The sequence below is a fragment of the Synergistaceae bacterium genome (assembly GCA_017540085.1).
Lineage (GTDB): Bacteria > Synergistota > Synergistia > Synergistales > Aminobacteriaceae > JAFUXM01.
The window spans coordinates 1-24,902 of sequence record JAFYBQ010000024.1 but is presented as its reverse complement, the minus strand read 5'-3'; the positions used below and the strand labels follow the sequence as shown (position 1 = coordinate 24,902).

Annotated in this window: 29 protein-coding genes; 18 read left to right on the top strand and 11 right to left on the bottom strand. The window is 50.0% G+C overall.

The window, feature by feature from the left end:
- On the bottom strand, positions 1-174 hold a 174-nt coding region (locus tag IKQ95_04720), incomplete at its 3' end, for a transposase (protein ID MBR4195997.1).
- Between the two features lie 135 nt (positions 175-309).
- On the opposite strand from IKQ95_04720, the gene IKQ95_04715 reads away from it, so the two are divergent.
- The 12 genes from IKQ95_04715 (at position 310) to IKQ95_04660 (ending at position 10,119) form a co-directional block, all read left to right on the top strand.
- Positions 310-1,020: a nucleotidyltransferase family protein gene (locus IKQ95_04715; GenBank protein ID MBR4195996.1), complete on the top strand. Its 711-nt coding sequence runs from the start codon at positions 310-312 to the stop codon at positions 1,018-1,020.
- 4 nt (positions 1,021-1,024) lie between these two features.
- Entirely contained in the window at positions 1,025-1,996 is a 972-nt protein-coding gene (locus IKQ95_04710) for a GHMP kinase (protein ID MBR4195995.1), read from the top strand.
- A complete protein-coding gene (locus IKQ95_04705) occupies positions 1,996-2,556 on the top strand; it encodes an HAD family hydrolase (GenBank protein MBR4195994.1) in 561 nt (186 codons plus the stop codon). The genes IKQ95_04710 and IKQ95_04705 overlap by 1 nt, the downstream gene beginning before the upstream one ends.
- A gap of 1 nt (position 2,557) precedes the next feature.
- Complete coding sequence (gene galE / locus IKQ95_04700; protein MBR4195993.1) at positions 2,558-3,529, top strand: UDP-glucose 4-epimerase GalE; 972 nt, start codon at positions 2,558-2,560, stop codon at positions 3,527-3,529.
- A gap of 1 nt (position 3,530) precedes the next feature.
- Positions 3,531-4,112: an SIS domain-containing protein gene (locus IKQ95_04695; GenBank protein ID MBR4195992.1), complete on the top strand. Its 582-nt coding sequence runs from the start codon at positions 3,531-3,533 to the stop codon at positions 4,110-4,112.
- Positions 4,113-4,234: 122 nt separating this feature from the next.
- Positions 4,235-5,440, top strand: a complete 1,206-nt coding sequence (locus IKQ95_04690) for an ATP-binding protein (protein MBR4195991.1) — start codon at positions 4,235-4,237, stop codon at positions 5,438-5,440.
- Positions 5,441-5,815, top strand: a complete 375-nt coding sequence (locus tag IKQ95_04685; protein ID MBR4195990.1) for a type II toxin-antitoxin system RelE/ParE family toxin — start codon at positions 5,441-5,443, stop codon at positions 5,813-5,815.
- Positions 5,799-5,999 carry a hypothetical protein gene (locus IKQ95_04680; protein ID MBR4195989.1) on the top strand — a complete coding sequence of 67 codons (201 nt, stop codon included), beginning with the start codon at positions 5,799-5,801 and terminating at the stop codon, positions 5,997-5,999. Before IKQ95_04685 ends, IKQ95_04680 begins: the two co-directional genes overlap by 17 nt.
- Before the next feature lie 42 nt (positions 6,000-6,041).
- Positions 6,042-6,332 (top strand): aspartyl/glutamyl-tRNA amidotransferase subunit C, encoded by a 291-nt coding sequence (locus IKQ95_04675; protein ID MBR4195988.1) that lies wholly within the window; start codon positions 6,042-6,044, stop codon positions 6,330-6,332.
- Positions 6,333-6,338: 6 nt separating this feature from the next.
- Positions 6,339-7,769, top strand: a complete 1,431-nt coding sequence (gatA, locus tag IKQ95_04670; GenBank protein MBR4195987.1) for an Asp-tRNA(Asn)/Glu-tRNA(Gln) amidotransferase subunit GatA — start codon at positions 6,339-6,341, stop codon at positions 7,767-7,769.
- Between the two features lie 2 nt (positions 7,770-7,771).
- Positions 7,772-9,232: an Asp-tRNA(Asn)/Glu-tRNA(Gln) amidotransferase subunit GatB gene (gatB, locus tag IKQ95_04665; GenBank protein MBR4195986.1), complete on the top strand. Its 1,461-nt coding sequence runs from the start codon at positions 7,772-7,774 to the stop codon at positions 9,230-9,232.
- Between the two features lie 62 nt (positions 9,233-9,294).
- A complete protein-coding gene (locus IKQ95_04660) occupies positions 9,295-10,119 on the top strand; it encodes a hypothetical protein (protein ID MBR4195985.1) in 825 nt (274 codons plus the stop codon).
- A 38-nt stretch (positions 10,120-10,157) separates the two neighbouring features.
- On the opposite strand, the gene IKQ95_04655 is transcribed toward IKQ95_04660, so the two are convergent.
- The 9 genes from IKQ95_04655 to IKQ95_04615 all read right to left on the bottom strand — a co-directional run bounded on the left by IKQ95_04655 (position 10,158) and on the right by IKQ95_04615 (position 16,782).
- On the bottom strand, positions 10,158-11,105 hold the full coding sequence (locus IKQ95_04655; protein ID MBR4195984.1) for a glycosyltransferase family 2 protein: 948 nt from the start codon (positions 11,103-11,105) through the stop codon (positions 10,158-10,160).
- Positions 11,092-11,565 (bottom strand): transcription antitermination factor NusB, encoded by a 474-nt coding sequence (locus IKQ95_04650; GenBank protein ID MBR4195983.1) that lies wholly within the window; start codon positions 11,563-11,565, stop codon positions 11,092-11,094. The genes IKQ95_04655 and IKQ95_04650 overlap by 14 nt, the downstream gene beginning before the upstream one ends.
- Positions 11,549-12,013 carry a hypothetical protein gene (locus IKQ95_04645; GenBank protein ID MBR4195982.1) on the bottom strand — a complete coding sequence of 155 codons (465 nt, stop codon included), beginning with the start codon at positions 12,011-12,013 and terminating at the stop codon, positions 11,549-11,551. Before IKQ95_04645 ends, IKQ95_04650 begins: the two co-directional genes overlap by 17 nt.
- A gap of 3 nt (positions 12,014-12,016) precedes the next feature.
- Positions 12,017-12,430, bottom strand: coding sequence for an Asp23/Gls24 family envelope stress response protein (locus IKQ95_04640; GenBank protein ID MBR4195981.1), 414 nt, complete (start codon positions 12,428-12,430; stop codon positions 12,017-12,019).
- Positions 12,430-13,002 carry an elongation factor P gene (gene efp, locus IKQ95_04635; protein ID MBR4195980.1) on the bottom strand — a complete coding sequence of 191 codons (573 nt, stop codon included), beginning with the start codon at positions 13,000-13,002 and terminating at the stop codon, positions 12,430-12,432. The genes IKQ95_04640 and efp overlap by 1 nt, the downstream gene beginning before the upstream one ends.
- Before the next feature lie 52 nt (positions 13,003-13,054).
- Positions 13,055-14,809 (bottom strand): hypothetical protein, encoded by a 1,755-nt coding sequence (locus IKQ95_04630; protein ID MBR4195979.1) that lies wholly within the window; start codon positions 14,807-14,809, stop codon positions 13,055-13,057.
- 50 nt (positions 14,810-14,859) lie between these two features.
- Complete coding sequence (locus IKQ95_04625) at positions 14,860-15,534, bottom strand: hypothetical protein (protein ID MBR4195978.1); 675 nt, start codon at positions 15,532-15,534, stop codon at positions 14,860-14,862.
- A 2-nt stretch (positions 15,535-15,536) separates the two neighbouring features.
- Positions 15,537-16,049, bottom strand: a complete 513-nt coding sequence (locus IKQ95_04620; protein MBR4195977.1) for a hypothetical protein — start codon at positions 16,047-16,049, stop codon at positions 15,537-15,539.
- A 112-nt stretch (positions 16,050-16,161) separates the two neighbouring features.
- Entirely contained in the window at positions 16,162-16,782 is a 621-nt protein-coding gene (locus IKQ95_04615; GenBank protein MBR4195976.1) for a flavodoxin family protein, read from the bottom strand.
- Positions 16,783-17,190: 408 nt separating this feature from the next.
- Here IKQ95_04615 and IKQ95_04610 point away from each other — a divergent pair, with 408 nt between their 5' ends.
- Genes IKQ95_04610 through IKQ95_04595 form a run of 4 tightly spaced genes read left to right on the top strand, consistent with a single transcriptional unit; the run spans position 17,191 to position 23,074 of the window.
- Positions 17,191-18,396, top strand: a complete 1,206-nt coding sequence (locus IKQ95_04610; GenBank protein ID MBR4195975.1) for a threonine ammonia-lyase — start codon at positions 17,191-17,193, stop codon at positions 18,394-18,396.
- A gap of 15 nt (positions 18,397-18,411) precedes the next feature.
- Positions 18,412-20,064: a peptidoglycan DD-metalloendopeptidase family protein gene (locus IKQ95_04605; protein ID MBR4195974.1), complete on the top strand. Its 1,653-nt coding sequence runs from the start codon at positions 18,412-18,414 to the stop codon at positions 20,062-20,064.
- A gap of 15 nt (positions 20,065-20,079) precedes the next feature.
- Positions 20,080-20,982, top strand: a complete 903-nt coding sequence (glyQ, locus tag IKQ95_04600) for a glycine--tRNA ligase subunit alpha (protein MBR4195973.1) — start codon at positions 20,080-20,082, stop codon at positions 20,980-20,982.
- A gap of 13 nt (positions 20,983-20,995) precedes the next feature.
- Positions 20,996-23,074 (top strand): glycine--tRNA ligase subunit beta, encoded by a 2,079-nt coding sequence (locus IKQ95_04595; protein ID MBR4195972.1) that lies wholly within the window; start codon positions 20,996-20,998, stop codon positions 23,072-23,074.
- Between the two features lie 43 nt (positions 23,075-23,117).
- On the opposite strand, the gene IKQ95_04590 is transcribed toward IKQ95_04595, so the two are convergent.
- Positions 23,118-23,648, bottom strand: a complete 531-nt coding sequence (locus tag IKQ95_04590; GenBank protein MBR4195971.1) for a hypothetical protein — start codon at positions 23,646-23,648, stop codon at positions 23,118-23,120.
- Between the two features lie 161 nt (positions 23,649-23,809).
- Here IKQ95_04590 and IKQ95_04585 point away from each other — a divergent pair, with 161 nt between their 5' ends.
- Together IKQ95_04585 and IKQ95_04580 are read left to right on the top strand one after the other, a co-directional pair.
- Positions 23,810-24,019, top strand: coding sequence for a hypothetical protein (locus IKQ95_04585; GenBank protein MBR4195970.1), 210 nt, complete (start codon positions 23,810-23,812; stop codon positions 24,017-24,019).
- A 300-nt stretch (positions 24,020-24,319) separates the two neighbouring features.
- The gene (locus tag IKQ95_04580; protein MBR4195969.1) at positions 24,320-24,727 is read left to right on the top strand and encodes a hypothetical protein; all 408 of its coding nucleotides are present in this window, start codon (positions 24,320-24,322) and stop codon (positions 24,725-24,727) included.
- Positions 24,728-24,902: the final 175 nt, after the last annotated feature.

The window sequence follows — 24,902 nt, the reverse complement described above, 5'->3', positions numbered from 1 at the left end:
CTGAATGTCCGATTTGGGGAACACCCCTTTTATCGCATCTGGAAATCCTGTTAGGCCGTCCACGCAGAACACAAATACGTCTTTTACTCCTCTGTTGTTCAATTCTGTGAGTACCTGCGCCCAGAATGACGCTCCTTCATGTTCCGCTATCCATATCCCAAGCAAGGAGCGCAGCCGAAATTAGAGCAGGTATTCTTCCTCGAATAAGCGAAATATTTTGAGTCCCCCTTGTGATTTTTGCACGGGGGATTATTTTTGCCTTTTGTTAGTATAATACCTCACATAAATTTTCAGGAAGGATAACGCAAAATGAAAGCATTTCTTCTAGCGGCGGGACTCGGTACAAGACTCCGGCCATTAACATTAACACTCCCAAAATGTTTAGTGCCGATTCACGATAAACCCCTGCTTCAATGGTGGGCGGAACTCTTCAATTCACACGGCATTCACGATGTTACGATTAATACTCACTACCTGCGCGAACCCGTAGCAGAATTTCTCACAAAGTACAATTCATCACAAAGCGGCGTAACTTTTCACGAAACATACGAGCCGACTCTCAAAGGTTCAGGCGGTACGGTCAGAGATAACCGGGATTTTGTTGACGGGGAAGAAGATTTCATGATTGCTTACGCGGATAATTTGACGAACGTAAATCTCACAGACTTTCAGGACTTCCACAGAAATATTTGCGTTCCCCGCGGCGGCATTCTCTCTATGGCACTGTTCAGAGCAAACCACCCGGAGCAGTGCGGAATAGCTGCGCTTGATGACGGCATGAGAATAACGGAGTTCACCGAGAAGCCCAAGAGTCCCAAAAGCAATTTGGCCAACGCAGGAATATATATCGCAAGCCGGAAAATTTTTGACATATTCCCGGACAAGTCCCCGCTAGATTTCGGGAATGACGTACTGCCCCTGCTTACGGGAAAAATGTTCGGCCATGAAATAACAGGCTACCTTATCGACATCGGAACACCCGAAAATTACAGCAAAGCCCAAAACGAATGGAGACATTAGCGCAATGATAATCACAAAAACACCCCTGCGGGCCAGTTTCACAGGCGGAGGGACTGACATAGCGGACTTCTACGCCAATCACGGCGGCGGCGCGGTTGTGTCGTCAGCAATAAACAAGTATATGTATATCACGGTAAATCCGAAATTCGACAGCAAGATTCGTATCAGCTACTCGAAAACAGAAATTGTTGATACGGTTGACGAACTGAATCACGAAATCGCCAAGGCAGCCCTAAAGATGGCAGGGATAAAAGGCGGGATCGAAATCACATCAATAGCCGACATTCCCGCCGGGACGGGGCTGGGTTCGTCAAGCACATTCACCGTAGGACTCCTCAACGCGCTTTACACTTACGCGGGAAGGGTATTATCCCCGGCAGAGATGGCCGAGAAAGCATGTCAGATCGAGATTGACATTCTCGGACACCCAATCGGCAAGCAGGATCAATACGCGGCGGCTTTCGGCGGACTAAATCATTTTGCGTTCAACCCGGACGGCACTGTCTCGCGGACTCAAATCGTCCTCAGCGACTCAGACAGGCGCATGATGTCAAGCAAATTGATGTTCTTCTACACGGGAATAACCCGGAGTGCAGACAATATTCTCAGCGAACAGAAAGCAAATATTCCCGACAAGGCCAAAATTTTAGTGAAAATGAAACTTCAAGCCGACTCAATGCGTAACAGGCTCATGACAGAGGGCTTCACAAAGGAGTTCGGGATGATGCTGCACAAAAGCTGGCTGTACAAAAAGAATCTTGCCTCCAACGTAACAGACTCGCAAATTTCAGAATACTATGATAAAGCATTAGAGGCAGGCGCAGTCGGAGGAAAAATTTTAGGCGCGGGGGGCGGAGGATTCTTGCTGTTCTACTGCGATGAATGGTTACAGCCGAATGTTGAGGAAGCACTCGGACTTAGGCGAATGGATTTCAGGTTCACGAAAAACGGAAGCAGGGTAATTTTCTCAAGCTGATGAGACAAATACCGATGATATTTCTTGACCGCGACGGCGTAATCAACAAGCCCGCAAAGCCGCACGAGTATATTACGACATGGCCGGATTTTGTGATTTTGCCGGGAGTCTATGAGGCACTGAGACTCCTGCGCGAATCCGGCTGTAAGATTTTTATCGTAACGAATCAGCGGTGCATATCACGGGGGATTGCCAGCCGTGAAGATATTGACGCTCTGCACGAACGAATGACGGAAGATTTTGCGCGTAATGATTGCTTTGTTGACGGGATATTTGTCTGCCCACACGGTGATGATGACAACTGCGACTGCCGGAAGCCCAAGCCGGGGCTATTGATACAGGCGCAGAAATATCTTGAGGAGACTCACGGCGTTACGGTCGACAAGAGTCGTTCATGGATGATCGGAGACTCGAAAACTGACGAGCAGGCCGGAATAAATTACGGTGTCAACACTGTGTTAATCGGCGGCAAATCTTCAGCGGAAATTGACGGTATGAGGCACATATCAGCGGATGACATATTAGACTCAGCGCGGAAAATTCTTGAAGGGAGGAATTAGCATGAGAGTACTAATCACAGGCGGAGCAGGCTATATTGGGAGCCACACAAACAGATTATTAGCACAGAAAGGAATCGACACGGTAATAATTGATGACCTCTCAGACGGACACAGGGAGGCTGTAATTTCAGGGAGGCTTGTTACTGGGAATTTCGGCGACAGGGATTTTGTTGACGGGATTTTGAGCGGTGAAAAATTTGACGCTGTTATACATTTCGCGGCATTCGCGTCAGTGCCGGACTCAGTGATTCGCCCCGCAAGGTATTACCGAAACAACGTAACGAACATGCAGACATTGTTAGACTCATGCGTTGAACACAGAGTGAAGCATATAATATTCATCTCGTCGGCCTCTACATTCGGTGAGCCTGAATATACCCCGATGGACGAGTCGCACCCGCAGAAGCCCATAAACCCCTACGGTATGACGAAATTAATCGGCGAGAAAATGTTAGCGGACTATGAGCGGGCATACGGCCTGAAATTCTGCGCGTTCAGATATTTCTGCGCGGCGGGAGCGTCAAAGGACGGACTCATAGGCGAGGCGCATAACCCGGAGACGCATTTAATCCCCGTGATGATGAAGGCGGCCATGAACGGCAGGGCGTTTCAGGTTTTCGGGAATGACTATGATACGAGGGACGGCAGCTGCATACGCGATTTCATTCATGTTGACGACATAGCAGAGGCTCATATTCTCGGCTTGCAGTATCTCAATGACGGCGGAAAATCTGAGGCGTTCAACCTGGGAAGCAGCGAGGGCTTTACGGTTCTCGAAATGGTGAAGGCACTTCATGATGTCAGCGGGCTTGATATTCCGTATGAGATTGCCGGGCGACGCGAGGGGGATCCGGCTGTCCTTGTTGCCTCAAGCGGGAAGGCAAAAAGTATTCTTCACTGGGAAGCGACTCACAGCGGGATTCACGAAATACTCCGGGACGCATGGAACTGGGAAAATCACAGGAGGTACTAGCATAGCCGACTACAGGAAACACATGAAGGAATATATTGACACGGAGATACGCATACTTCAGAGCCTGAATATCGATGAGCTTAACGCGGCGGCCAACGCTGTAACAGACTGCCGGAAACGCGGCGGGACAGTCTACACAATCGGCAACGGAGGAAGCGCGGCAACTGCGAGTCATATGGCTGTCGACCTCGGCAAAGGCGCGAACGAAAAGCCCGGCCCGGAGGGAAATTTTTTCCGTGTCGAATGCCTCGCCGACAATGTTCCGACAATCACAGCAATAGCCAATGATATAAGCTATGATGACATATTCGTGTTCCAGCTTGAACGCAAACTAAAGCCCGGCGACCTCCTCATAGCCATATCAGGAAGCGGAAACTCACCCAACATCGTAAAAGCCGCCGAATATGCCGGGAGCATCGGAGTCCCTGTTGTCGGGATTACAGGCTATGACGGGGGGAAGCTCGGCAGAATGTGCGACTTCCGTATGCACTGCCCTGTCAATGATATGCAGATTAGCGAGGACATACACATGATGTTTGATCACATGCTTATGCGGGTGTTCTGCCTCTGCGGGAAAGAGTGAGTCAGGCGGAGTTATTCCTGCTGTATTTCGGCGAACTCTGTGAATTTTTCGCGGGGTTCGTTTTTTTGCGCCGTGATATATAATTCGCAATATCCAGAATAATTTACAGGAGGATTAAAACTTTGTGCGTACTACTCGCATATGAAGCCCCCGCCGACAGCATGATAGTCCGTCTCAGCACGGCTTTCAGCAGTGATGACACCCTCGAAATACATATACTGTTCCATGAGCTTATCACAGAGGCTTTCAGGAACACTTACGCATCGGGAAATATCTGGCAGAATTACCTGACTCATTTTATCCTGAGCAATGAAAATTTCTTCTCCCTCGCCTGTGAAAGAAGAGACCCCCCGCAAGGCTCGCTGAAGGACATTGCGATTCATGATTTCGAGGTGTTCATGAGACTGTTTGCACTGGACAACGAACACCTGCGATATATCGACAATTTCAGGGAGGACACCCCGCAAAATTCCCCTGTCTGCGAAATCAGCAAAGCCATAGCTGAGTCTCGTTCAGCCCGGAAAATTTTTGACATCGTAACAAACTGGTACAGACTTCACGGAGTCGGATATTTTTCCACGAGAAAGGCATTCAGATATGACGGCGGGAAATTCGTTGCGCTGAATAATGCGAATGTCGGAAGCGTTGTTCTTTCTGACCTTGTAGGCTATGAGGCTCAGAAATCGGAATTGAGAGCGAACACGGAAGCGTTCATTTCCGGGAGGCCGGCAAATAATGTGCTTCTTTACGGGGACGGCGGTACGGGAAAATCTACGAGCGTCAAAGCTATCCTCAATGAATATTTCGCGCAGGGACTCCGTGTGATAGAGATATTCAAGCATCAGATGAAAGACATTCAGGCCATAATCACAAAATTACGCAGGCGCAACTACAAGTTTATACTGTTCATTGATGATTTGTCGTTCGAGGAACACGAGGTAGAGTATAAATACCTGAAGGCCGTAATCGAGGGGGGAATAGAGTCGCGCCCGGACAATGTGCTGATTTATGCCACGTCAAACCGCCGTCATATAGTGCGGGAAGTGTGGAAGGATCGCGATGATATGGAGCATAACGGGGACATTCACCGCTCTGACACAGTGGAGGAGAAATTATCGCTTGCCTCAAGATTCGGGATTGCGATAAATTATTCGAGTCCCATGCGGAAAACGTATCATGAGATTGTGCGGAGTCTTGCGGAAAAGTCCGGGCTTGCGGTCGATGATGGTGAATTGATTGCCGGGGCTGACAGATGGGAGATAAGGCATGGAGGCATGACAGGCAGGGCGGCGCGTCAGTACGTGGATTATCTCTTGGGCAGGAAGTAAATGTTCAGGGTAGTATTCTACGAGAAAGAGAACGGAGAAAGCGAACTGTGGAATTTTATCGAGGCTCTGAGACTTTCATCGCCGGCAAACAAAGACTCGCGCATACAGTACAGACAGATTATTCTTCACATACAGATGCTGGAGGATAACGGCACAAGGCTTCCTGAAGTTATCACAAAGCATATTGACGAAGATATATGGGAGCTTAGGCCGGGAAACAACAGAGTGCTTTACTTTTTCTGCCATGATAATACGTTCGTTCTCCTTCACCATTTCCGCAAAAAGACAAAAAAGACTCCCCGCCGTGAAATCGAGAAAGCAAAACGCGAACGGGACGACTATTTGAGGAGGCTCAACAGTGCGAACATGGAATGACTACAAAGAGTACGTAAAATCATCCGGCTCGGAGGGAAAGCGCGAGATTGAAGAGTGCGAGGAATTATCCCGGGCAATAAGCTCCGCCATAAACGGCCTGCATAATTTTGGGCTTGTCAGCTTGGCATTGTCAGCGCGGAAAAAGGAAAGCGCAAAGTCTCAGGCAGAATTGCGGCTGATATAATACACGCGGAAAAATCCACATCACAAAAGGAGCAATTATCACGTGAGCTTAACAAGAGAAGAAGTAAACGAGATCGCATTAGAGTCCCGGCTTCTGCTTACGGAGGAGGAATTATCCGGGGCTGTGCGCTACATCAACAGCTTTCTTGACGCTCTCCAGTGCTTTAAGGAGCTTGACCTGAAGGACGTTGAGCCGTTCAGCTTTGCGGAGGCTATAGAATGCCCCCTGCGTGAAGACAAGGTAATACCCTTCCCGGACAATGAAGCAATCCTCCACGAGAGCGAGCATGTAGACGGCTCATACTTCAAAGTCCCGCGCATAATGGAGGAATAATCACAGATGGAACTTTACGAGCTTAATTTATGGATGCTGACGGAAGGACTCAAGGCCGGGAAATTCTCAGCGTCAGAAATATTCACATCATGCAAAAACCGTATCGACAAATGCGAGGGCAATATTCACGCCCTAATCACACGCACAGATGACACAATGCCCGCCCACAAAGACGGAGAATTATCAGGGATTCCGACAGTCATCAAAGATAACCTCTGCACAAAGGGACTCAGGACAACCGCCGCAAGCCGCATTCTTGGGAATTGGAGACCGCCGTATGACGCTACAGCATGGGCGCGCCTGAAGGAAGCCGGAGCTGTCCTCATGGGCAAGGCCAACATGGACGAGTTCGCGATGGGCAACACCTGCGGAAATTCAGCTTTCGGGCCGACACTCAATCCCAACGACATAACGAGAGTCCCGGGCGGGTCATCGGGAGGAAGTGCCGCGGCAGTCAGCGCGGGTTACGTTCCTTTCTCGCTCGGAAGTGATACGGGCGGTTCAATCCGTCAGCCTGCAAGCTACTGCGGTGTATACGGCCTCAAACCCACATACGGAATGGTGAGCAGGTACGGCCTAATTTCTTACGGCTCATCACTGGATCAGATTGGCCCGTTCGCAAGGACTGTGAGAGATTTACAGCTTGTTATGTCGGTAATTTCCGGCCATGACCCTATGGACTCGTCAAGTTTCAGGGACAGGCCGCACAATTTCGCGCATAATGAGAACGTCAGCATAAAGGGGAAAAAAATTGCTGTCGTGAAAGAATTTGAGGGCTTCACTCTTGACGCACCCATAGCAGACGCAATGAAGAGAGTCACGAAAATATTGCAGGACGAGGGCGCAATCATCACGGAAATTTCGCTCCCGGTCGTGTCAAAATACGCGGTGGCCTGCTATTACGCCTTGGCAATGTCGGAAGCTCATACTAACCTTGAACGCTACGACGGAGTCCGGCTCGGCTACACGGTGAAGGACGCACGCGGAATCAAGGAGATGTTCGAGCGAGTACGGTCTTACGGTTTCGGCGCGGAGGTCAAAGCCAGAATCATCGCAGGAACGTGCCTGACAGAGCCGACAAGGTGCGAGGAGTATTACGTTGCGGCCACAAAGGTTAGGACTCTCATAGCGCAGGAATTTTCGCGGGCATTCTCTGAGACTGACTACATACTTCAGCCCGTAACGCCTTCAATGCCGGGCAAGGTCGGCGAAAAGGACGATGACGCAATGAAGGGATATGAGGCGGATTTGTACACGCTGCCGGTGAATCTCGCGGGGCTTCCTGGGCTGTCATTCTTCACGGGCTACGCGGGGAATCTTCCTGTAGGGCTTCAGCTTATCGGGCCGAGGTGGAGCGACTCTGAAATTCTTGACGCAGGCGTGATTCTTGAGCGTCATTTAGGGACTCCCAAAATTGCTGACGGAGGTGTGAAATAATCATGGCCGAACTTACATTTACGCCCGTAATCGGGATTGAGATTCACATAAGGCTGAAGAGCGACTCAAAATTATTCTGCTCATGCTCAACCAACACTGACGCGCCCGCAAACACTAACATTTGCCCGGTCTGCATGGGCCTGCCCGGGACTCTCCCTCACCTGAATCATCATGTCGTAGAGCAGGGAATGCTTGCAGGGTTCGCGATGAACTGCGGAATCCGTCCCAAGTCGCTATTTTTCCGCAAATCATATTTCTACCCTGACCTGCCGAAAGGACATCAGATCAGCCAGTGCGATTTGCCTATCACGACAGCGGGCTATATTGAAGTCCACGACGCAAACGGAAACCTCAAGAAGATTCGCGTCCATCATATGCACCTAGAGGAGGACGTTGGCAGCCTCCATCACAGCGCGTCAGACGGAAGACTCGAAGGCGCAGACACATCATATGTCGACTACAACCGCTCCGGGACTCCATTGGCCGAAATCGTATCAGAGCCGGACGTGTCATCATCTGCTGAGGCTGTCGAGTACGTTACTACACTTAGGCGGCGCGTGATATATTCGGGAGCTTCAGATGTCGAGCTTGAGAAGGGCATGATGAGATTTGACGCTAACGTCTCAATGAAATGTTCCGACGGCCGCTGGGGTCATAAAGTCGAGGTCAAGAACATGAACTCCTTTAAGGCACTTGAGCGGGCGATAGAGTATGAGATAGTCAGGCAGAAAAAAATCATGCTTCAGGGCGGGGAAGTGATTCAGGAGACTCGCCACTGGAACGATGCAAAGGGTATAACGTCATCATCACGCGTGAAGGAAAATTACCGGAAGTTTATCGTTGAGCCTGACCTGCCCCCGCTGTATATCTCTCAGGACTGGATAGACAGAGTCGCCGCAAGAATGCCGGAAATGCCTGACGTGAAAGCAAATCGCTATGTCAACGACTGGAATATACCGCAGGAAGTTGCCGATGTTCTGACGGACGACAAGAATCTAGCGGCGTATTTCGAGTCCTGCGTGAAAGCCGGGGCGAATCCTGTCCGGGCTGCTAACTGGGTTCGCACTGAAGTTTTGCGCGTCCTGAATGAGAGAGGACAGAAGATTTCCGATTTCACGGTGAAGCCTGAGACATTAGCCGGAATTGTTGCGCGTGTTGACGGCGGGAAACTGTCCACGACTCAGGGCAAGGAAGTTTTCGACAAGATTTGCGCTGACGGACTGAGCATTGATGACGCTGTGAAGGCTCTCGGAATCACTGAGGGAGGCATAGCGGGTAACGCCCTCGCCGATATAGTAGCGTCAGTAATCGCGGCGAATCCTGATGTCTTGGACGAGATTAAATCCGGGAAAGACAAGAAGGGCAAAAAGCTGAAATTCCTTCAGGGTCTCGTCATGAAAGAAACAAAAGGCCAAGCAAAGCCGCAGGAAGTAGCAGAGGCCGTAGCAGAAGCAGTGAAATAACGAAATAATTTAGTCCCCTGTGAGAAACGCGGGGGATTTTTTGTTGCTGGAGGGAAAATTTTATGTGTAATGTTACTGTTGTTTGCTGCTGGACGAATGAGAAAATGTACAATGAATTTCTCGCCACTCTGAAGGCTCAGGATGCCCCCTGCAAAATTGTCGGCATAGATAACCGCGGCAACAATGCTTTCACGTCCTGCGCGGCGGCGTATAATTCGCTCATCGCTGAAATTGATACTGAGTATGTGATTTACTCCCATCAAGATATTTTGCTGAACAGTCCCGGCGTGCTGTCAAAATTTCTGTCATATCTCGCCAATATCGGCCGTGATGACATTCTCGGAATCGCTGGCGTGAAATTTGAGCTGTCAACACATGTCATTACGGACATCATGCAGACGCACCCCTATGACGGAAGCCTCATGCCTGCGGGAAGGTATCATGTTGAAGGCGGAATAATGGAATGTGATACCGTTGATGAGTGCTTTTTCGGCGGACATACGAGTCATTTCCGGGATTATCCGTTTGACGCTGAGACCTGCGACAACTGGCACCTTTACGCGGCTGAAACATGTATGAGGGCAAAGACGAAGGCTCACGCTAAAATATGGGTATGCGGGGCGGACATCATTCACAGGTCAATAGGCAATATAAATTCGTCGTTCGTGTTTGGGTTTTGCAGACTGTGCCGGAAATATGCGGGTGATTTCCCGTTCATTAGGACAACATGCGCGTGTTCCTTCACTGACGAAAAGAGCCTGAGAAAATATATCATGAAACATTTTCTTTTTGTCGCCCCGAAAAAGGCACTAATGAGACAAATGTCGCGAATGAATATTTACTTTTTCATGCGGAAATTTTACCGTTTCTTTACTGGCAGGAAGTGAAAAAATTTCCCCCTTGTCAGAAACGGCAGGGGGGATTTTTATTTGTCGCCGAGAAAAACAAGCCGATACTTGATAAACGGATGGCGTTCAAGAAGGCCAATATCCCGGCATTTCATGACAGCTTTGAATCTCGTGAATATATTTCCCCCGAACATGTCCAAGTACGTATCAATCTCGCGCAGTCTTTCAGGGGGCATTGTGTCCGAAAATCTTTCGCGGAAAACTGCCGGAGTTGATTTGCTCCTGTAATTTATGAATGACGCTCTGTCGAAAGGGTGCGTTAGGTAATACATGATCCTTTCGGGAAGGCTCGCTGTCTCCGGCGTTGCGCTTACGGCATTGTCCCCGTGCTGCCTGTAGAGTATTAACGCCATCGGGACTCTCACAACGACTCCGAATGCCGCCGCGTAAAGGCTCGTCCACCAGTCATGATACCTGATACCCTCATGGAAGCCTCCCATGCCCGCATAGCATTGGCGGTTGAGCATCTGCGTACACCCGGCCGCGCAGTTGCATGGCAGAAGCTCGCGGAATGTGTATGTATTCTCGGAAAAATTAAGGCTCATAAGCTGATCCATGCTCCTGAGTTCCGCGTCAACAACCTGAAGCCCCGTGAAAACCATCACAGGCCGCCCGGAATTTTCGCTCTCAGCCTTCCTCATGTAGTCATACGTGATCTGAATCTTGTACGGCAGCCAGTAATCATCCTGATCACAAAACATAACGTAATCGGCCTCAGCGTGTCTCAGAAGCTCAAAAAAATTCCGGGTAGCACTCCGGCATGTCGCATTGTCATGGATAACCTGAATTTTTCCCGGATATTTTTCCGCGTAAGCCTCAATTATTGCAGGGGTATTGTCGCCTGAGCCGTCATCACGAATCAATAGCCGCCAGTCCGTGAACGTCTGCGCCAAGATTGAGTCTATCTGTTCGGCTATGTATCTCTCTCCGTTGTACGAGGCCATAAGAATATCAATTGCCGGCATTCTCGTTCTCCTCAAAGTATTTCGAGACCTTGTAGATTATCCCCTTCACGAAACGCGGAGAGTCCTTTGTCCCGTAATCACCCGCGAGATTCCCAGCCTCAGTTATCGCAGAGCCTACCGGGAGAGTCTTCAGCAGGAACCCCTCAAGAATCATCATACGCAGAATAGTGCGGTCAACGGTAACCATTCTTTCAGGCCGCCAGCCCGTTACAACTCGCAGTAATATTCCGTCAATCTCTGATTTTCTGCTCCATACTTCAGCCGAAAGAGTCCGGCATCGCTCCTTCACGTCAGGCGGGTCATCCTGATTCACGTCAAGACTCATAAACAGCTCCAATGACTGCGAGAAATCCTGCTCCGGGCAAATGTCAAGCGAGCAGAGAAACTGCAAGGCCATCTCACGCGAACGGTGAAGAGCCGCGAATTTCTTCCCGATAAATTTCTTACTGATTCCCGGCATAGTCCCCGCTCCTGAATTTTTCCGCAATGAATTTCATTCCACGAATCGCAAACCACACAGCTCCGCCCCAGAATAGTGTCCAGAAAAAGCCGTCAAAGCCCGCCGTAACAATCAGCGCAACGCATGACGCAATAGCCACCCATATATACGGATTCTGAACAACGGCCATGATTCCCCGCTCAGGAGTCGCCCACACTACGGACGCTTTCAGCCCCATCGGCTTCAGGACGGATGATATATGCTCCTCTATGCCGCGCTTTGTCTCCTTGGGCAGGTCTTCCTCAGAGAATACCAGCGTCATATTTGCGTGTTCCTTTTTCCCTGACGGCTCAAGGGTTACACTGTACAGCCTTATGCCTGACTTCACAGCAGATAGCGCGAAATTATAAAGCCCGGAGCATGACACGCGGATTATTCCGTAGGGCGTATTCTTCCACGTGTAATACATGGCCTAGTCTGCCTCCTCATCAGGAGAGGGATTCTTTTCCGTCTCAATGTCAATCCCGATATTGTCCCCGGCAGATGTGTATATTCCCTGCACGTTCACGTTCACCGCTTTAACGTCATAGCCTGTGTAGCGTTCGAGGTTATCTTTGATTTTCTCCTGAACGTCCCACGCAAGATCGGGAATCCTCTGGCCGTATTTCACGAGAACATAAGCATCAACCGAAACGCTTCCCTGATTGTGTTCGACTGACACGCGGATTCCACCGCTCCGGCGGCCTATGCTGAACTTTGACGCGAGTCCGGCTGTCTTTATGTTGGGTATCCCCTGAATCGTTTTGCGGGCAAGCTCGGCTATTACGTCCTCCGAGATGTGAATCATTCCGCCGTTCAGGGACTTCCTGTCGTCTGAGTCAGGCATTATTTCTTTGCGCGCTCAAGATATGCGCCTGTGCGTGTGTCAACAACAACCATTTCTCCCGGCTCAACAAACACCGGCACCGTAACAACGAGTCCAGTCTCAAGAGTCGCAGGCTTTCCGCCTCCTGTAACCGTGTCGCCTTTGAACGCGGGCGGAGTGTCAACAACTTTCATTGTTACGCTCTTGGGAAGCTCTATGCCCATGACTTTGCCCTCAAAGTATTCTATCTGTATTTCCATGTCGTCAACGAGATATTTGGCCGCGTCTCCGAGAATTTCGGGGGACAGCCTCATTTCCTCGTATGTCGCAAGATCCATGAATACATAGTCTTTGCCGTCCCTGTAGGAATACTGCGCGGGCTTGTCCTCGTAGATTATGCGCTCGAACTTTTCGCCGGGCTTGAACGAGTTTTCCACGATTGAGCCGGTCTCAACGTTGCGGAGCTTTGTGCGGACGACTGCACCGCCCCTGCCCATTTTGTGATGGTCATATTCTACGATCTCCCAGATTCCGCCCTGCCAGCGGAGCTTTAAGCCAACATAAAATGTAGTAGTGTCTGCTACCTGTGCCATTTGTATTTTGTTACCTCCTGGAAATTTTACGGCTAATTATATTATGCCCGCCCTAATTGCTGTCAAGAATGTACGGTGTTACTACCATAACGACTTGGGATTTTGTCTTGGAGTTCGAGCGATACGTGAAAAGCTCGCCCAGCAGCGGAATATTACCCAGTATCGGAATCTTGTATGTACTCTTTGAGCTGTCCTCGCGGAACAATCCGCCTATCACGAACGGCATACCGTCCCGGACTCTTACGTCAGTTTTCACGGAACGGGTAGTAGTAACGGGCATCTGTTCCCCTGTGCTGCTTGTCTGAGTGGCCACTACATCGCCGGTGCTTATGTCAAGCGTGAGAGTAACATATCCGTCCCGGCCGACTCTGGGCGTGAATTTCAGCTTTGGGCCGACTTCCTCTGTCGCCCACGTTACTGTGCCTTTCTGATTGTCGCGGTCTGAGACATACGGATAATCCTGCGTAAGGTTGATTTCCGCCTCTTTTCCGTCAAGTGCAATGACAGAAGGATTCGCGATGACTTTTCCTTTTCCCTGCTGCTCAAGTGCCGAGAATGTGCCAGTAACGACTCTCTGTGTCCATACTTCCCGCGTTCCCGAAAGGGATCTGTCATTCCTGTATTGCACTGCTATTCCTCTTGAGTCATCGTTGGGGCCAAGTGCTATCCGTATGTCATCGTACATAACCTGAAGCGCGTTGCCTACCTCAAGGCTGTCGTTGTCGCTGAACTCGAATATGCTGGCCTGAATCATGACTTGCTTCTGCGGTGTGTCAAGTATGCTGATTAACTCTTCAACCTCCTGCATTTTCGCGGGGTTCGTCTTGACGTAGAGAGCCTTCATTCTTTCGTCCGCTGTTACTGCGCTGTCCTCAAGTGCGGCAAGCATCTTCAGCATTGTTTTCACCTGCTCAGGCTCGGAGAAATGGAGCTTGAATGTCTTGATTGAACGCTGGCCGGATAACTTGTAGAGTCCTTCCCGTGAGCCGAATGTCAGAGTGTTCACGCCGGAAACGTAGCAGGCAAGATCATACGTCCTCATAAACTGGTTGAGAACGTCATCCGCCCGTACATCGTTCAGCGACATTGTGATTTTTATTTCCTCTTCATGCGTTCTGACCTCTTTGGTAGTCCCTCTCGTTTCTTCTATGACAGTTACCTTTTTCGGGAATGACGGATCTATTATCACGTTCCGGCCTATGTGAGCCATTATCCCCCGTATTACCTCGCGCAATTCAGCGTCCCAAAGGTCGAGGGTAATTTTCGCGTCAACCCTGAAGGGCAGTGTCGTATCAGGAGAGGGAATCATTTTCGGCGGAGGAACATACGCGCCCCACGGCATGATTCCTTCAGCGGGCTTTGACCTCACACGCAGCTGCCAGCCGTCATGAGACCGGGAAATATCGCCCGCCTCCAAAGGAGTATTAGCCTTCACCGTAACAACGCTCCAAAATGATACATCATCGGACATATTTTCAACGCTGAAATCATATATCACCGGGACAGAGGCAATATTTTGCTTTACGGATGAGATTATTCTTTCGGGATGATATGCCTTTGTGTCATTGAGAGTAATATACAGCACGTCATTCCGGGATTCACATTCGGGGTGGGGAAGGTCTCTGCCGGAAAGTTTCAGGATAAATTCATTCTCGCCAATCTGATACACTGAACTTGCCCGCAGAAGAGGGCCGGCATATTTATTTGTCGTAATCACGTGTTTCTTCATGGCCGCCTGAGAAACGCCGCACACGGAAATTATAGCGGCAACAACAAAAGCAACTGTAATTTTTCGTAACATGGCCATATTTCACTGCACCTTTTTATGATTTTGGAGTAAGTAAAATTTATTATACACTAATTTCCCTGCGTTTGGGCGGTTTTTCCGCGGGGGACTCCGAAACTGTTGTACATGGGAATTTCCGGGACATCATATTTCACTTCCTGTTTGTCGATGATAACCGTAATTCCGTCCGGCCTTATCGAGCGAACGAACCCCCCGCCGGGAATCTCATCGCCTATCCTCAGAACGAGCGACTTGACTCCGCCCGCGTCAACAACCGCAATCCTGTCCCCGTTGTCAGCAGTCATAATCATCTTCACTTTGACGGGGATTTGTCTGGGAGTCTCAGGTGCTGAGGGAACATTCACGGCACCCGGCACTGAGTCGCCGACAACATCAAGCGGGTTTGATTCGGGGTCAAGATTGAACGGCATGTGATGAAGCCTGTCCATAGCTCCGGCAAGTGAAGAGCCAACGTTCCTCATTGCGTCTACAGTCTGGGCAAGGTCGGCGATTCTCTGCAGCGCCGCGTCATTTCTGGGCATCTGCACGGCATCCTGGAACATGTCCGGGTCAAGCGGCTTGTCTGTGTCAGCAAGAATGCTCGCCCGGAAGTAGTTGAACCCCGCCCACATCATTCCCGCAAAAAGCACGGCGAAACATACATAGCGGATGATTTTCGACTGCTCATCATTGAAGACACCCGTCAGCATTTCATAGAAGTGCTGTGCGCGCTCTCTCTCGTTCATGTCTATTCCTCCGTGAGAACTTCTATTGTGAGGTCGGCTTCAACGAGCCTTTCGGGGAGGTCGTGATTCCGTTTCAGGCTGAGGCGTGTTATTTTTGACGGAACCGGGAGATTCCGCAAATCGGCCAGCATTCCGAGCATGTCATAATATCCTCCGTTAATCTTTATCTGAAGCCTGCTGTCTTTCGTGCCGGATCCGTCCTGCCCTGACGTAGTTATGTAGAGGAGGCTGATATTTCGGTTCTCCATTATCTGCCTGACCATAGAGAAAAATGCTACAACGTCCCGGACCAATGTTGAGGAGTTTATATGCAGATGTGTTATGCGCCGGAGCGTGGCGTTTCGAGTCTCAAGGCTTGAGATTATGCCGTTATTGCTATGATTTTCGGAGGCAAGCTGCTCATATTCCTCGCGGTAAGCGTAAAGCTCACTTATCATATACCATACTCCCCCGCAAAGAAGAAGGCATAAAAACATGAATATCCCCGCTAATATAAAATAATGTTTCTTGTCCATATTAATGAGAGATTCCCTTGTGTGAATTTTTGTTTATATTATTACTGCATTATACCGCAAAAAAATAATCCCCCTCCCGCATAAAACAGAAGGGGGGACATAAAATTTTTCCTCAGCGTATAAAATTTGTGCTTATAGTTTCCTCGTGGACGGGATAATTTATCCCCGCATTTTTCCCGGCCTCAATACATTTCAGAATCCACGCAAAATTTTCGCCTAATGTCCGCATAGTCTGCAAGCCCTCAATATCCTGCCTGACTTCCTCCGGGGTGTTTCCGTGAACCTGATTCCAGTACTGCGAGCCGATTACGATCATATTCCTGATGGTGAAATACTTGTTGAGACGGTCAAATGCCGCCGACGCTCCGCCCCTCCTGCATGAGACGACACACGCCGCGGGCTTTCCCTCAAGTTTGTTCCCGCCGGAGAAGAATAGCCTGTCGAGAAACGCGCAGAGACTCCCCGCAGGCCCGGCATAATACACAGGAGAGCCGACAATAATCCCGCCGAACTCATCAAGACGCGAGGCAATATCATTCACTCCGTCATTGAAGACGCACTGCCCAAGCTTAAAGCACTTGAAGCACGATATACAGCCCTGCATTGACTTTTTCCCGATGTGGTAGATTTCGGAGTTGACTCCGTTTTTCGCGAGTGTTGACGCGACTTCTGACAATGCGGTGAACGTGCAGCCTTTCTCATTCGGAGAGCCGTTAATCATTAGTACCTTCATGAAAAAATTACCCCCTGAAAGAATTTCGATAATAATATTATTTTATAGTAATTGTACGGAAAAAACACCCGTCCCGACTGCGCCCCCTTCCTGCCATTTCACAGAGTTGCGACCCCTCACTGCCCTGCCCTCCCCTTGCGCAGGGGAGGCAAGAACACGGGCGAGTCCCTCGTCCCCCCTGTCAAGGGGGGAGGGAGCGCAAGCGGAAGGGGGGGTTGTCTTTACAAGAGGGAGCGACAGAGGAAGAGAGGTGAACTTCGCGAGGGGATACAGGGGGGTTACACGGGCTAGGCAAAAATTAATCCCGGAAAAATTTTCCCTGACTGCTAAAATTCAGCCGTTATTGCGGTATACTATTGAATCATTTTTCAGTGAGGTGTGATTAATCATGAATGCAGAGGGTAATAAATGCTTACGCTAGACAAAGTTTATCATGCCGCTTATGTTCTCCGGGAATGTGCCCGCAAAACAGATCTCATTGCCGCGCCTCTTCTCAGCGAGGAGCATAATCTCTACCTCAAGACCGAAAATTTGCAGGTAACAGGCAGCTTCAAGCTCCGGGGAGCATACTACAAAATTTCACAGCTCAGTGATGACGAAAAATCACGCGGGATTGTCGCATGTTCCGCCGGAAATCACGCGCAGGGAGTCGCAATGTCAGCCTCCCGGAAAGGAATCCCCGCAACAATCTGTATGCCCGACTCCGCTCCCGTCATGAAGGTCGAAAGTACGCGCAGGCTCGGCGCAAATGTCGAACTCGTTACAGGTGCCTACGATGACGCACACGACAGAGCGGTTCAGCTCGTTGAGGAGACCGGCGCGACATTCATTCACCCGTATGATGACGATTTCGTGATAGCGGGGCAGGCTACCATAGGGCTTGAGATTCTCGACCAGCTCGAAGATGTTGAGGCGATTATCGCGCCTGTAGGGGGAGGCGGACTCATTTCGGGAATCTCGTTCGCGGTGAAGTCCCTGAAACCTGACGTGAAAATTTACGGCGTTCAGGCAGCAGGAGCCGCGAGCATGTACAACTCATTCCGGGCGAAAGAACGCAGAGTCCTCGACAGCGTTTCGACATTTGCGGACGGTATAGCGGTCAAGAATCCGGGCGAGAATACTTTTGACATCATTTCGCGCTACGTTGATGATATTGTCTGCGTCTCTGAGGACGAAATAGCCGCGGCTATACTGGCACTGATTGAGCGTCAGAAGCTCATCGCCGAGGGGGCCGGGGCTGTTCCTGTTGCGGCGGCAATGTTCCATAAACTTCCCATTGAGGGCAGGAAAACTGTCTGCATTGTCTCAGGCGGAAATATTGACGTTAATATTTTGTCGAGAGTCATAACACGAGGGCTAATTATGACGGGGCGCAACATTGATTTGACGATTGAGCTTGTCGACAAGCCCGGACAGCTTCAGCAGGTTAGCGAAATTGTAGCCTCATGCGGGGCAAATGTCGTGGCGGTCTCATACGATCACGGCGATACGAACATGGCGATAAATTCGTGCTTCCTGAAAATTTCGCTTGAGACTCTCAACAGCGCACAGATTGAGACGATAAAGCAGAAACTCAGCGGGGCAGGATTCAGAATCGTTACAGAAAGAGTATAGGAGGATTGATTGACGTTGAACATGAAGAAATTTGCGGCGGGTGCATTAATTTTGCTGACGTTTTCCGGTAGTGCTTATGCGGCCAAATGGAAAGAGCTAGTATTTTCTGACGCTGATTCGGGAATGGCCGAGCTTGAACAGTACTGCATGACACATGATGTTACCGTCGCCGATGTATTATGGGCAAACAGCATAGACAGCGCGGACATAAAGCCGGGTCAGTCTCTTTACCTTCCCGCGAATCATGCCGAGCTTCTCGCGATATGGCAGCACAAAGGAGCGTGGCAGCCTACAGCCCTAGTCCCCGTAACGAGTGCCGCCGCCGCAAAACGCGCCGCAAAGAAAGACTCTCTCCTGAAGGAAGTACCCATGCCGAAAATCGCCGGGATCCCTGACCTTAACACACTGACTCCCAAGCCTGAGCCGCTGAAGTCAGCAAAGCCCGCCGAGATTCAGACCGTTGCGGCAGAACCCGAAAAGACAGCGGAGACTCCCGCCCCGGCCATGACGCAGAAAGTATCAGAAGACACAGCACTCCCCGTAAAAATAGCAGAGGCAAAGTCTGACGAGAAATCGAATGACGACATAATAGCCATGCTCCGCGATGAAGTGAAAGCCGATTCTCCCGATGCTGAAGCAGGCAACTCCGCAGAGACTCCCGCCCCGGACATGGCGCAGGCACAGCCAGAGGACACAGCACCCCCGGCGGAAATAGCAGAGGCAGAGTCTGACGGGAAAACGAATGACGACATAATAGCCATGCTCCGCGATGAAGTGAAAGCCAACGAAAGAAATCTACCCCCTGAACCCGAAAAGCCTGCGGAGATTCAGACAGCTAAAACTGACACGGAGGACGCAAAGCCCGAAAAGACAGCAGAGACTCCCGCGCCCGTTCAGCAGGTGAAGACAGCCAAATCACACAAGCAGGAGTCGCCCGCAAAAGTCATCGCAAACACCGCAAAACCCGACAAGATTCTCACAAGCAGGGGCAGGAAGTCAGCAAAGGCAGAAATTCCCGGCCTCATGGATCCCATAATAATATTCTCGCCAAACGGAGACCCCTCGCAAGGCCCGATGAGGCTCGTTATTTCAGGCGACAAAGTAGAAGTAGTACAGCTCCCGAAAAACGCCGCCCCTAAACGTCCGAGCCTGTCTGACCTTAACGACTCATTCGGCACTAATCCCAGCTACCTGCCTCACTACAACTTAACGCCAAAGAGACGCGATCCGTTCATTCTCAACATGGGAAATTTAGCGGGTAAAATGCTTTGGCCTGTCGAGGGAAAAGTGTCATCGCCTTTCGGGAAATGGCGCGGAAGCCACAGACATCAGGGAATAGACATACCCATGCCCGCAGGGACTCCCATCAGAGCCGCCCGAAACGGAGTCATTTCGCGCACCGGCAACAATTCGACAATGGGATTCAGGGGCTACGGAAATTTCGTCCTCATGGATCACGGAGAGGGTTTGCAGACGTTCTACGCGCACTGCCTTAGCGTTGCTGTCGTTCAGGGACAGAGAGTCATGCAGGGTCAGATTATCGGCTACGTAGGCAGCACAGGACGGTCAACAGCGAATCACCTTCATTTCGAGGTCAGAATCAACAGCACAAAAGTTGACCCAATGCGCTATCTTGCGGGAAATACACAATTTGCGTCAACAAACTAGAAAGGAGCATAAAATTTGAACTTTCAGGAAGTATATTTCAGGCTGGAAAATTTCTGGTCGCGCCAAGGCTGTGTGATTCAGCAGCCGTATGACATTGAGGTTGGAGCCGGGACAATGAACCCCGCAACCGCCCTCCGCGTTTTAGGGCCGGAGCCTTGGAGGGTCGCCTACGTTGAGCCGTCAAGAAGGCCGTCGGATGGGCGTTACGGCAAGAATCCCAACCGCCTTCAGCACTACTACCAGTATCAGGTTATCATCAAGCCCGCGCCCGCTAACATTCAGGAGCTTTACATAGAGAGCCTCGCGAGTCTGGGCATTAATCCCGATGAACATGATATACGCTTTGTTGAGGACGACTGGGAGAACCCCTCCACAGGCGCGTGGGGACTCGGCTGGGAAGTCTGGCTTGACGGCATGGAGATTACGCAGTTCACGTACTTCCAGCAGCTTGGCGGACTCGACATGGAGAGCGTCCCTGCGGAAATCACTTACGGAATCGAGCGCATAGCCATGTACGTGCAGAAAAAGGATAACGTTTACGATCTCGAATGGGCGGGGAAAGTTACGTACGGCGATGTTTATCTGCGGAATGAGGAAGAGCAGTCCCACTATAATTTTGAGACGGCTGACACTGATATGCTGTTCAAACTTTTTGCGATGTACGAGAAAGAAGCCGGGCGGATTCTTGACGCGGGATTTGTCCTGCCTGCCTATGATTACGTCCTGAAAAGCTCGCATACATTCAACCTTCTTGACGCAAGAAACGCAATCAGCGTAACGGAGCGAACCGGGTATATTTCGCGTGTTAGGGCTTTGGCCTGCCGCTGTGCTGAGGCGTACAGGAAACAGCGCGGTGATATGGGCTTCCCGTTAATGGACAAGTTCACCAACGAGACCGGGAATTTCTTTGAGGACTAAAGGAGGGCTAATCATGGCAATAAAGAATGTGTTACTCGAAATCGGCACAGAAGAAATACCGTCAAGATTTATCCCTGACTCGCTGAAGTTCCTGAAGGAGTCCGCCGAGTCGTTATTCGGTGCTAACAGGCTCACTTTTGACGGCGTGAAGACATACGCCACACCGCGAAGGCTTGTGCTTATTGTTACGGGAGTCAGCGACACGCAAACGGAACAGGTAGACCTGCTCAAAGGCCCGGCAGTCTCATCAGCATTTGATGACAACGATCAGCCTACAAGAGCCGCGGAAGGTTTCGCGAAAAGCAAGGGGATTACAGTCGATGAGCTGAAGTTCACGGAAATTAACGGCGTGAAGTATATAGCCGCAGAGATTCGGCAGAAGAGTCTTCCCGCGCTTGAAGTACTCCCCGAAATAATGAAGTCTCTGATTTCCGGCTTAACGTTCCCGAAAAGCATGTACTGGGACAAATCCGGCGTGAGGTTCGCCAGGCCGGTGCGGTGGATTGTCGCGATGGCTGATTCTGAGGTTATCCCGTTCGAGTTCGGCGGGGTGAAATCGGGACGCAGGACAGCGGGACACAGATTCATGGGTCATAAGGCTATCGATATTTCGGACGCGTCAGAATTTCTTGATGTACTTTATGACAACAATGTAATACTTGACCAGGAAAAACGCCTCCAGAAAATGAAAGCCTCAATCGCCGCCCTTCAGAAAGATTGGGATGGCAATTTGGAAGTAGAGATGGACGAGGCTATACTTGAGGAAAATTTGTACCTTGTTGAATATCCTGTGCCTTTCGCGGGGTCATTTGATGAGAAATTTCTTGAGATTCCCGAAGAAGTGTTGACGACCTCAATGAAGAAGAATCAGAAATATTTAGCCGTCCGAAACCGGGACAAGGGCGGAAAACTGGCGCGCTATTTCGTGGGAGTGAGCAACAATCTTGTGCCGGACATGTCAGTAATCCGCGAGGGCAACGAGAGAGTCCTGCGGGCAAGGCTTGAGGATGCCGCGTTTTTCTGGGACGAGGACAGGAAAATTCCGCTTGCGTCATATGTCGAACGCCTGAAATCCGTAACGTATCAGGAAAAATTAGGCACTGTTTACGACAAAGTAATGCTGACTCGAAAATTGGCGTTATGGTTCTGCCGCCGCTACGGTATGGACGGTATAGCGTCTCTTGTTGACCGTGCCGCGTACTTGTCGAAAGCAGACCTCGTTACGTCGATGGTATTCGAGTTCACAGACCTTCAGGGCGTAATGGGACGCGAGTACGCCAAAGCCGCCGGGGAAGACCCAAGAGTCGCCCTTGCGCTGTATGAGCAGTATTTGCCGCTGACGGCCTCCGGGAAGACTCCGACAGATGATGTCGGTGCGGTGCTGGGACTGGCTGAACGTGTGCATGTGATTACGGCGTGCCACAAAGCCGGGCTTGAGGCTACAAGCTCACAGGATCCCTACGGACTCAGGCGGGCGGCGCGGTGCATTAATGAGACGTTATTCGCACGGGGCTACAATTTCGACATGGCCGAAGCTGTCGCGGAGTCATGCAGGATTAATGACGTTGACGACTCCGTGAAGGCAAAAATTCTGGCGTTCATTCAGCAGAGACTCGGCGGACAACTGCGTGAAAGGGGCTATGACGCTGAACTCGTGAATCTCGGAATGGCTGTAGCGGGGAATGTCCCGTACCAGGCACTGAAGCTGATTGAGACTCTGAGCCGCGTAAAGTCTGAGGACTGGTTCACGGGTCTTGCGGCCTCAGCTCTGAGGGTCAAGAACATTCTCGCAAAGAACGCGAAAAACATTGCTGACGTTAAGCCGGATGAGTCGTTGATGACTGTTGAAGCGGAGAAGAATCTTTACGCCGAAATCATGAGAGTTGCCGACTCTGTGCGTAAATCTGTGGACGCCTACGACTGGGAGGGACTCGCAAAAATTCTCGCGGAATTGTCGCCTGTTGTCGGGAAATTCTTTGATGATGTCATGGTAATGGACAAGGACGAAAGAGTCAGGAACAACCGCATAGCGTTGCTCAGGGAGTGCAATAAATTATTCCTTGAGGCGGGAGATTTGAGCGTGCTGTCATAACGTGAGAATTAATGCTCCTCTGAAATATGGGGAGCATTTTTTGTTATTTGGACTTTATCATGCTTACCGTCATTATGAACATGCAGACAGTATCGCTTTCCGCAAAAGCATAACCCACAGTACTGCCCAATATACTCATCACCAGAGTGCGCGGGTCAGTTACCAAGTCATAAACTTTCTGCACAGCTTCAACAAGGTCAAGCGTCCAAGCCCTTTTCAAATTTAAGTCCTTGATTATAGTTTCCCTTTGTTGTGGGGGAAGACTGTCCCAAACTTTAGAGAAAAATTTTTGTGATACTTCCTTCTCAAGCTGATATGTTGAGAATGTCTCTATTTTATTTTCCGGTACTCCCACTTTACCCGCTGCCCATTGCACTATTTCATGATACTCTACTTTGTCATCATTCCGAAAATAATACGTTGCCTTATTGTACGAACGCCATACGAGAGCTTTCCTTACAGCCCCACACGATATTGATGAAGCGTCAAGCTGTCCGGTTCTAACTGCGGATATTACGCCGCCGGGGTTCATGGTGTTATATTTCGAGGAGAAATCCCAGAGTGCCTGTAACATCTGTATACGTTCAATATCCGTGCAAGACTTGAGGAATGAATTGAAATCTGCGGGTGAATCTTTGCCGAATTTTGAGAAATTATGACTGTGAATTGTGAAGATAGATAGCCGGATTTGCCTCCAACGAGAAACCGCCAAACTGAAAAGAAAGGACGAAAACTATGAACGAATACGAGAAACTGGTTCAGGCGGAGAAAATATGTCACACCATCGAGATAAGGGAAAGGGCTACCGGCAAGGAAGGCGTTGCAAACACCTGCGAACACGGAGTAGAGGTTTTCTACGGTGCTGACGATGGTAGCGATGACAAAACCATAAGCCCTGATGAGTTCAGTCGGGACTTTGAGATTACCGCAGAAATTGCGAACTGATGGAGGCTAACATGAAAGCAGAAGATTACACGATTGAGTATTGTCCGTATTGTGAGCAAGAAGTTGCGATCCGCAGTCATGGTATAACCGCTTGCCCGTCATGCGGAAAACCGCTTGCCCCTTGTTCCGTTTGCCTATATGAAAAAATAGGCTGTTATGCTGATTTACGCGGTTGTGATCACGAGGCTTGTCCTTACGGTTGTACGGGAGGAGCTGAAGACGAGTTCAAGCCTATCACTAATCCGCCCATGACTGAAGAGGAAATCACGTTTGCAGAGGCTAACTGCTAGGGAGGCTAACATGATTAAGGATTATAACCCACGACCTTTTGAACAGCCTAATCCGTTACCGACTTACGTGGTCATCACAGAGCGGTATGAATTACTTGCTAAGACCAATACCGGCTACGTCATTAAGCTCGCAAAACTCACCATTGGTAAATCAATGAGTGCAGGTAATCCTTTGAGCCATGTTCTGTTTGAGAGCTTCAGCGATCATGGCGAGAGAAGAGCAGTAGCTAGGACACGTGTGAGTGGCTCTGAGCGTGTGTTTGTTGCTGTCATGAATGCGATGATGGAAGTCGGTGTAGAGTTTGAATCTGTCACTCCGTGTCACTCTGAGATGATGCTTACAGCACTTGGAGCGTGGATTCAAGCGAAAAATCCCGACATTGAACATTACGAGCTTGTGGCACTAAGCTGTCATTGACGTATCATACAAGGAGGCATAAAATGATACCATGCAAAATTACGACTACACCGCCCATGCGGTTACGTCTCGAACTGAAAAAGAAATGTACGTTGTTCTGGCTCAAGGACATCCGCGACGTAGACATCACGCAATGCTGTGCAAAATGCTTCATCGGAGTTTATGACCCCCATTT